The organism is Kerstersia gyiorum (assembly GCF_048595715.1).
Taxonomy (GTDB): Bacteria; Pseudomonadota; Gammaproteobacteria; order Burkholderiales; family Burkholderiaceae_B; genus Kerstersia; species Kerstersia gyiorum.
In genome coordinates, this window is record NZ_CP169556.1 from 3,875,767 (window position 1) to 3,884,372 (window position 8,606).

The 8,606-nt window shown below is 62.8% G+C and carries 8 protein-coding genes, 1 pseudogene and 1 riboswitch; of the genes and pseudogenes, 1 reads left to right on the forward strand and 8 read right to left on the reverse strand.

The features are described from left to right. Positions 1 to 182: 182 nt before the first annotated feature. From ACEW7X_RS17025 to ACEW7X_RS17040, 4 genes are all read right to left on the reverse strand, one after another. Positions 183 to 1,190, reverse strand: a complete 1,008-nt coding sequence (locus tag ACEW7X_RS17025; protein ID WP_068373531.1) for a FecR domain-containing protein — start codon at positions 1,188 to 1,190, stop codon at positions 183 to 185. 3 nt (positions 1,191 to 1,193) lie between these two features. Continuing rightward, positions 1,194 to 1,709: a sigma-70 family RNA polymerase sigma factor gene (locus ACEW7X_RS17030; RefSeq protein ID WP_068373745.1), complete on the reverse strand. Its 516-nt coding sequence runs from the start codon at positions 1,707 to 1,709 to the stop codon at positions 1,194 to 1,196. Positions 1,710 to 2,087: 378 nt separating this feature from the next. Beyond that, entirely contained in the window at positions 2,088 to 3,374 is a 1,287-nt protein-coding gene (locus tag ACEW7X_RS17035; RefSeq protein WP_068373534.1) for an LLM class flavin-dependent oxidoreductase, read from the reverse strand. A 14-nt stretch (positions 3,375 to 3,388) separates the two neighbouring features. Then, on the reverse strand, positions 3,389 to 4,174 hold the full coding sequence (locus tag ACEW7X_RS17040; protein ID WP_068373537.1) for a 3-oxoacyl-ACP reductase: 786 nt from the start codon (positions 4,172 to 4,174) through the stop codon (positions 3,389 to 3,391). A 52-nt stretch (positions 4,175 to 4,226) separates the two neighbouring features. Next, positions 4,227 to 4,327: riboswitch (TPP riboswitch) on the reverse strand. A gap of 186 nt (positions 4,328 to 4,513) precedes the next feature. Here ACEW7X_RS17040 and nfsB point away from each other — a divergent pair. Further along, the gene (nfsB, locus tag ACEW7X_RS17045; RefSeq protein ID WP_083969703.1) at positions 4,514 to 5,221 is read left to right on the forward strand and encodes an oxygen-insensitive NAD(P)H nitroreductase; all 708 of its coding nucleotides are present in this window, start codon (positions 4,514 to 4,516) and stop codon (positions 5,219 to 5,221) included. 148 nt (positions 5,222 to 5,369) lie between these two features. On the opposite strand, the gene yidC is transcribed toward nfsB, so the two are convergent. The 4 genes and pseudogenes from yidC to rpmH form a co-directional block, all read right to left on the reverse strand. Beyond that, complete coding sequence (yidC, locus tag ACEW7X_RS17050; RefSeq protein ID WP_068373540.1) at positions 5,370 to 7,055, reverse strand: membrane protein insertase YidC; 1,686 nt, start codon at positions 7,053 to 7,055, stop codon at positions 5,370 to 5,372. 185 nt (positions 7,056 to 7,240) lie between these two features. Continuing rightward, a pseudogene (gene yidD, locus ACEW7X_RS17055) lies at positions 7,241 to 7,480 on the reverse strand (membrane protein insertion efficiency factor YidD); the annotation flags it as partial. Continuing rightward, positions 7,462 to 7,899, reverse strand: coding sequence for a ribonuclease P protein component (gene rnpA / locus ACEW7X_RS17060; RefSeq protein WP_083969718.1), 438 nt, complete (start codon positions 7,897 to 7,899; stop codon positions 7,462 to 7,464). The pseudogene yidD and the gene rnpA, both read right to left, overlap by 19 nt. 16 nt (positions 7,900 to 7,915) lie before the next feature. After that, a complete protein-coding gene (gene rpmH / locus ACEW7X_RS17065) occupies positions 7,916 to 8,050 on the reverse strand; it encodes a 50S ribosomal protein L34 (RefSeq protein ID WP_068373545.1) in 135 nt (44 codons plus the stop codon). Positions 8,051 to 8,606 lie beyond the last annotated feature (556 nt).

Consider the following 8,606-nt stretch of genomic DNA (forward strand, 5'->3'; position numbering starts at 1 on the left):
AAGCAAAAGGACGGCGCGGATTCCATGTTCGGATCTGCTGCTTTCACAGGACTTAACGCTTGAGAATGAAATCGGTTCGCGCTTGTTACATAATTATTTAAAAACCTGCGGCAGCAGTAGCCTGCCCAGGGCGGGATGGTGAGCGCAGCCGGACCTGCGCCGGCCGGCAAAGCAGGCCGAAATCAGGCGCGTGGCACCACGCTGATCCAATAGCGGCTTTTGCGCTGGATGCGCACCGGCAGGAAGCGCGGCAGGCTGGCCAGGATGCGATCGGTGTCCTGCAACGGGAACGTGCCGGTAAGGCGCAGGGCTGCCACGTCGGGATGGCACCGCAGCCAGCCATTGCGATATCGGCCCAGCTCATCAAGAAAGTCATCAAGCCGCATGTCTTCGGCAGCCAGGATGCCATCGACCCACGCAGCGGCCGTGTTGGGCAGGGCCGCCGCGTGGGTCGCTCCCTGGCGGTTGAAGCTGGCACCCTGCCCGGCTTCCAGGCGCGTGGTGCGGTCAGGCGCGTCTGCCGGGTAGAGTTCTACCGCGCCGGCCAGCACCTGCACGGCCGTACGGTCGGTTTCCGGGTTGCTGCGCACGGTGAAACGGGTGCCGATCGGCATGACCCGCCCTTCGGCGGTGATGACGGCAAAGGGCCGCTGGCGGGCATCCGGGGCCGTGGCAATGTGGATTTCCCCCTGGTGCAGAAGCAGGGTGCGAGCGGTATCGTCATAGCGGATATCGACGGCAGTCCCGGTGTTGAGCAGCATTTGGGTGCCGTCAGGCAGGGTAACCTGGCGCTGGCCGCCGGTGGGCGTGCGCAGGTCGGCCTGCAGGATATGCCACTGGTTCTCCAGGGGCCGGCGCTGCCATGCAGCCAGCAACAGCAGGCAAGATAGCCCTATGCCGCCTTTTTTCAGTACCTGCCTGCGCCTGTCGCGGCGCAGTACCTGTTCAACCGCGCTGCTTGCGGCCTGCCCGTCGATCTGCTGGCGGCGCCGGCTGAAATCGGCGTCCAGCGTACAGATGCGCTGCCATGCAAGTTCGTGGTCCGGGTGCTGGGCGCGCCAGCGCTGACAGGCGGCGCGGACATTGGCGCAATCATCGCAGCGCAGCCGGATCAGCCAGTCGATGGCGGTTGCGACGATGGCTTCGTTAGGCTGCGAGGGAGCGCTGGGCAGGTAGAGTGAGGCGCGCATGGTTCAAATGCCGTAGGCAATGCGATAGCACTGCAGGTAAGCCTTGCTCATGTCCCGTTTGACGGTGCTGAGATGCAGGCCCATGCGTTCGGCGATTTCCGGGTAGTTCAGGCCTTCGAGTTGCGCCAGCAGGAAGATGCGCCGCGTGCGCGGCTCGAAGGCTTCCACCATGGTGCACAGCGCTTCCAGCGTTTCGAGCAGGATGCAGCGGGCTTCGACAGACGGCGCATATTGATCGGGTTGGGCAGCCAGGGCTTCCAGATAGGCGCGTTCCAGCCGTGCGCGCCGGTGGCGGCTGACGACCAGGTTGTCGGCCACGACGGTAAGGTACGACCGCGGCGCCTCCAGCACGGGGGCCAGGTCGATGCGCATCAGGCGCAGGAAGGTGTCCTGTGCCAGATCTGCCGCGGCATCACCGTCGCGTCCCAGTTTGCGTCTCAGCAGCGATACCAGCCAGCTGTGATGCGCATGATAGAGATCTGACAGGGTCTGCTGGCGCAGCGAATCAATGGGTGTCATGGCAGTATTCGCAAAGGGAAGCCAACGCTGCATATTAAGATACATGAAAATAAGACACGATCTCAACATTATTTGATACGGTAGTGCGGGTACTGCAACGGTATTTTCTTTCTTTGCCTTTCCCTCAGCGGGATCACTGGCTTGCCGCCGAGGATCGGCGGCCTGTTGATAAGCCTGTGGAATTGCCTGTGTATTCCCTGTTGGCAAGGCTGTGAAAAGGCTGTGGGCAGGCTGTGTATAAGCTGTGGGCAAGTTTGCGGCAGGCTGCGGCGACGGGACTTTTCTGGGTACAGGCCTAAAAAAGCGGCAGCCCGTGCTTGCAACGGGCTGCCGCTTTCGATTGCGGACAGCTGGCCCAGGCTCGGGAGCAGCGCCGGCTCAGCAGGCCGGCTTGGCCAGCCCCAGGTGATCGCGCAAGGTGCTGCCTTCATATTCCGTGCGGAACAGGCCGCGTTTTTGCAGCACTGGGACCACATGTTCGATGAAGTCCTCGATGCTGGCGGGCAGCGCTGGCGGCATCAGGTTGAAACCATCGGCGCCTTCGTTGCGGAACCAGTGTTCCATTTCGTCAGCGATGCTTTCAGGGGTGCCGATCATGGTGCAGTGACCGCCGCCGGCAGCCAGGCGGCCCAGCAATTGGCGCAGGGTGGGCTGCTCTTTTTCGATGATGCGCAGGATGGTGCCATAGCGCCCCTTGGGCCCGGGGAAGGTCTCCAACGGAGGCAGGGGAGGAACGGGGGCGTCCAGTTCCCAGTTCATGCAGTCCTGGTAGATGAAGGTCTCGAGCTGGCGCAGGGAGGCTTCGCTGGGCAGCAGTTCATCCAGCGCGCGCTGTTTGGCACGGGCCTCCGCTTCGGTCGAGCCGACATAGGTGACCAGGCCCGGCATGATGGGCACGTTTTCGGTGCGCCCGGCCTCGCGTACGCGGCGCTTGATGTCCCGGTAGTACGATTGCGCCGCAGGCAGGTCATAGGCGACGGCGTAGATGGCTTCGGCGCGGCGCGCCGCCAGGTCCCTGCCCTGATCCGAGGCACCAGCCTGGAACAGGACCGGATGGCGCTGTGGCATTGGCGGCACCGTCAGCGGGCCGTCGACCAGGAAATGCTTGCCATGGTGATTGACGGGCCGGACTTTGCCGGCATCGGCGAAATCGCCCTGGCGGTCGAATTTCAGGGCGTCGGTATCCCAGGAATTCCACAAGGCCAGCACGGCATCGACGAATTCCTCGGCGCGTTCATAGCGCCATTCATGCGGCGGCATGGCTTCGTAGCCGTGATTGCGGGCTTCGGTGTCGAACATGGACGTCACCACGTTCCAACCGATGCGGCCGCCGGAGATATGGTCCAGCGAAGCTACCATGCGGGCGGCATGGAACGGCGTGAAAAAGGTGCTGGAAACTGTGCTGATGAGGCCGATGCGCTCCGTGGCGCGGCTCATGGCAGACAGCATGGTCAGCGGTTCGAGGAACCAGTAGGGGCCATCTGCCACGTTGCCGGCGGCCTGGCCATCCGCAAAGAATACGGCATCCAGCTTGCCGCGCTCGGCCAGTTGCGCCAACTCTTCGTAATAGCGGATATCGCCCATGCGTTCGACCGACGAAGCCGGGTGGCGCCACGCTGCGCGGTGGTGGCCGCAGCCAAGAATGAACAGGTTCAGGTGCATCATGATTCGTGCCGGCCTCAGTTCTTCACCAGGCCGCCATCGACCACCAGGTTCTGCCCGGTGATGGCTCGGGCCCAGGGTGATGCGAAGAACAGCACGGCATCCGCCAGTTCGGCAGGTTCAGTGACACTGCGCAGCGGGGTATTGGCGGCAATCAGGTCGAACACGGCCTCAGGAGTGGCGGACGAGGCATCTGTCGTGCGCAGCAAGCCCCCGGAAACCATATTGACGGTGATACCGTCCGGGCCCAGGTCTTGCGACAGCGTGCGGGTGAAGGCCAGCAAGGCCGCCTTGGCGGCGGTGTAGTCGTGGTAAGGCACCACCGGATTCTGCACGAGATTGGTGCCGATATTCACGATGCGGCCGAAACGCGCCGCACGCATGCCGGGCAAGGCGGCCTGGGTAGTGTTCAGCGAGCCCCGCAACGCGCCTTCGGCCTGTTGCTGCAACTGTTCCCAGGTAAGTTGGTCTGCGTGTGGCCGCGCGTCGCCGTTGAAGCTGAAGCTGGGCAAGGCGTTATTGATGACGGTGGTGATGTTGCTGCCAAAATGCGCCTGGGCCTGCTCGAACAGTCGGCGCACCGCTGCGGGATCGCGTACATCTGCCTGCAGCGCCAAGGCTTGCTGCGGAGCGCTGGCGGCCAGGGTTTCGGCTGCCGCACGGCTATTGTGGTAATTGATGACAACCTTGGCGCCTGCGGCCAGGAAGGCCTGGCTGATGGCTGCACCCAGCCCGCGCGCGCCGCCCGTGACAAGGACGATCTGCTGGTCTAGGCTGGGAGCCGTATTGTTGTGGTGGGGCATGGCCCTCTCCTCCGGAAAGGGCGAAGAGGACGACGGCGTGGGGCCCGCTGGGCCGGATGCGCCTGGACATCCCTTCGCCAGTGTGAACTGGATCAGGTTCTACGGGTGTCATCTCAGCCCCTGTCATCGCCAGGGACACCCCGTGTCACATAGTCCATCAACATAGCATGGAACAGGGACAGCGCGAAATTCGCCGCACATGCAAGCCCGGCATATAACCCGTGCCGCAGCGGTTAAAACGCCGCCGGGTCTTTCCCCGGCGCCGGCAGCCCGCTACGATGGATGCGCGTTGTTGCTGATTTCCCATTCCCTCTTTCGGATCCTTCCAGGAGTTTGCCGATGTCTGCTTCTATTGATACTGATTCCACGTCTGTGCCCTTGTCCGAAGCCGCCCAGGCCCTGGCCGATGCCGTACGCACCCGGTATGCCACCAAGGCCTACGACGCCACGCGGCGCCTGTCTCCGGAAACCGTAGATGCCTTGTTGACGCTGCTGCGCTACAACGCTTCGTCCGTTAATTCCCAGCCCTGGCATTTCGTGGTGGCGGCCAGTGACGAAGCCCGGGACCGTATTGCGGCCCGGCTGGAAGGGAACTTTGCCTACAACGCCGGCAAAGTGCGCGATGCTTCCCATGTCGTTATTCTGTGCGCCCGGGAGCGCATGGATGAAGAGCATCTTGCCGGCATCCTGAAGCAGGAGCAGGAAGACGGCCGCTTTGCCAGTGACGAAGCGCGTGAAAATCAGCGTAAATCACGCCTGTCCTATGTGAATCTGCACCGCTACGATTTGAAGGACGAGCGTCACTGGATGGAAAAGCAAGTCTACCTGGCCACCGGCGCCCTGCTGCTGGGCGCTGCCACGCTGGGCGTGGATGCCACACCGATCGAAGGATTCGATTTCCGTACCATAGACGAGGAATTCGGCCTGCGCGCCCAGGGCTACAGCAGCGTTGTCATGGTCGCGCTGGGTTACCACAGCGATGCGGATTTCAATGCGCAGTTGCCGAAATCGCGTTTGCCCCGAGAGCAGGTGTTCACGTTGCTCTGACCGCTGTTGGGATGCCTGGTGCGAGATCGGTCAGGCTGGCAGAGCTGTTGGTGGGTCTGCTGCTGGAATGAAAAAACGGGCTGGAGATATTCTCCAGCCCGTTTTGCTACAGGGACGCCTTGGACATGCAAGGCGCCTTTCAATTCGATCAGCTGTTGGCTGCCTTGGAGGCTGCCTGGTTGATCTTGCGGGTGATGACCCATTGCTGGGCAATGGACAGGGCGTTATTGACGCACCAGTACAGCACCAGACCTGCCGGGAAGAAGAACATCATCCCGCCGAACACCAGCGGCATGATCATCATGACCTTGGCCTGGATGGGGTCCGGAGGCGTGGGGTTCAGCTTGATCTGCACGAACATGGTGAGCATCATGACGGCAGGCAGGATGAAGAAGGGGTCCGGCGCGGCCAGGTTGTGCACCCACAGAATCCACGGCGCATCACGCATTTCCACGCTGGCCAGCAGTACCCAGTAGAGGGCGATGAACACGGGGATCTGCACCACCATGGGCAGGCAACCGCCCAGCGGGTTGATCTTCTCGGTGCGGTACAGCTCCATCATGGCGGCGTTCAGCTTGGCACGGTCGTCGCCGTACTTCTGCTTGAGCGCCTGCAGGCGCGGTGCCACATTCTTCATGCGGGCCATGGAGCGGTAGCTTGCCGAAGCCAGCGGGAAGAACAGCAGCTTGATCAGCACCGTCAGCGCGACGATGGACCAGCCCCAGTTGTGCAGCAGACTGTGCAGCCAGGTCAGCAGCACGAACAGCGGCTTGGCGATGATGGTCAGCCAGCCGTAGTCCACCACGAGGTCCAGGCCAGGCGCGACTTCCGACAGCGCTTTCTGGTCCTGCGGGCCCACCCACAGCTGGGCATCCATGCTGGCGGAGGCGCCCGGTGCCACGGCGCCCAGCGATTCGATGGTACGGGCGGCGTACAGGTTGGGCTGGATTTGCACCAGTTCGTTCTTGCGCAGCGTGCCTTGCGGCGGCACCCAGGCCGTGACGAAGTAGTGCTGCACCATGCCGATCCAGCCGTTATTGGTCTCGCGCTCGTACTTGGCCTTGCTCTTCTCGATGTCGGAGAAGGTCACCTTCTGGAACTTCTCGGCGTCGGAGTAGACCGCCGGGCCGGTAAAGGTGCTGTAGAAGCTCGAGGTATTGGGCGGATTGTTGCCGTCGCGGGTGATCTGCAGATACAGCGAGGGCGTGATCGCCTGCTCGGATCGGTTGATCACTTCATGGCGCACGTGGATGTCGTAGCGGCCTTGCTGCAGCGTATAGGTCTTGCGCAGCACTGCACCGCCGGACTCGGCTTCGAAGACCACGATTTGCGAACCGTCGGCAGCCTGGGTATGGCTGACCAGCGAGAACGGCGTCAGGTGGTTGGGGAACGGCGTGCCATTGGCGCTGCCGACTGCACCGGTCTGGACCACGTAATAGTTGCCCTGGACGTTGTCCAGCAGCATTTCAGGACGGGTCTCGTCTTCGGAGTCCTGGAACTTCAGCAGGGCGCCGCGCACGATCTGCGCGCCATTCAGGTCGAAGTCCAGGCGCAGCACGCCGTTGTCGATCGTGAAAGGCTTGCTGTCGGTGGCTGCTGCAACCGGAGCAGCGCCCGGCAGGCTGGCAGTGGCCGGCGCGGCAGGCGGTGCGCTGACAGGGACGCTGGCGTCGGCAGGCGTGGCAGGCGCCGAAGCGTCAGGAGCCGCTGCCGCCGTTTCGCTCTGAGAAGGCGAAAACAGCGAAGGCTTGCCGTTGTGAACCTGCCAGTTATTCCATAACAGCAGCAGCGAGAACAGGAAAATCATCCACAGGATGGTACGTCGGATATCCATTGGCGCATGCAGAAAGGGTGGGTGCGAATCGCAGCAAAGCGTGCCAGTTTAACGTAGCTTGATGCCTGGGCAGGCCTTTATGGCGGACTTTGTGCGGAAGATGCCGGCTCATTGCGTGCCGGGGCGGCATCCGGCACTGCGCCGGATGAATGGGAGACGGCATCCTGGGACGGATCGGGCGCATGACAGGAGCAGTGCCCATGTCCGTGGCGCGGGGGAACCGGGTCCAGGCCGCCGTGCGACCATGGGTTGCAGCGGCCGATGCGGCGTATGGCCATCCACAGGCCCTTGAGGGCGCCATGGGTTTCGATGGCTTCGATGGCATAGGCCGAACAACTGGGGGTGAAGCGGCACTGCCGGCCGATCCAGGGGCTCAGGAAGAAACGGTAGAACCTGATCGGTGCAATCAGGAGTTTCTTGAGCATGGGACGGCTCGCTGGAAATGCGCGTCAGCCTCTGCGCGTACCTGCCGCTTGAGTTCGCTCAGCGAAACGGCGGGCGCCTTGCTATGCAGGCGCACCACGAAATCCCGCGGCGGCAGTTGCTGGCGCAGATGTCGGAACGCCTCGCGCACGACCCGCTTGATGGCATTGCGCGTGACTGCCCGGGCAGCATGGCGCTTGGGTACCACCAGGCCGAGCCTGCCCTGGCCAGCCGATGAATCCACCGACGTCAGGACGAGCAAAGCCCCCCGCGCCACCCGTCTGCCCTTGAGCGCCGGAGCGAACTCTTCAGGGCTGTGCAGTCTGGCTGAGGGGGGAAAGCTGGCGGAAAGCTCCGCTGCGAATCGGGCTGGCGCGGCCTGGGCCGCTGCGCAGTCAGCGCCGCGAGGCGCGCCGGCCATGCCGGCTTGCGTCACCTTAGACGGCGAGGCGCTTGCGGCCGCGCGCACGGCGTGCATTGATGACAGCGCGGCCAGCACGCGTCTTCATGCGGACACGGAAGCCGTGGGTGCGCTTGCGGCGGGTAACGGAAGGCTGGAAGGTGCGTTTCATGGTCGGAACCTAAAAAGAGCAGCGGCCGGATTGAAGGAAAACACCCATGGAAACCGGCAGTCTGGAAAATGGAATTCGGAAAAGCCCACTATTTCAGCAAAGAATGCGTTGGGAGTCAATGGGTTGGTGGCTTTTAGGCTGGGGGCTGTTGTTCGAGTGATGCGTTGCCCTGCCGCAGATACCTGTTGGGTCAGGGGATTTGCCTTGAGTCCCGGGCGGCGGACGGGTTGCGGCGGGCCAGGCGGACAGGCCGTCAGGACGCAGTTGCTCATTTATTGAGCCTTGGCGCATTTTTTCGCTGCGGTGGCGTTGGCTGGCCATGGCGCCGGGCTGAATTTTTCGCATCGGCGCGGCCGCGGATTGGGAAAATCAATGACAGGTCGATGATTTACGAGAGGGGCCGGAATCTTGCGCCCAAGGCTGGCATGGGGCGGGATTGCACGGTAAAAACACTGGCGGCAAACCTTATCCAAAGGAAAGCCACTGCCCTATGCACATCATCCTGTGGATAACTTCGTCGTGACGCGCTAGAATCGAGGTTTGGATCGCAAATGAA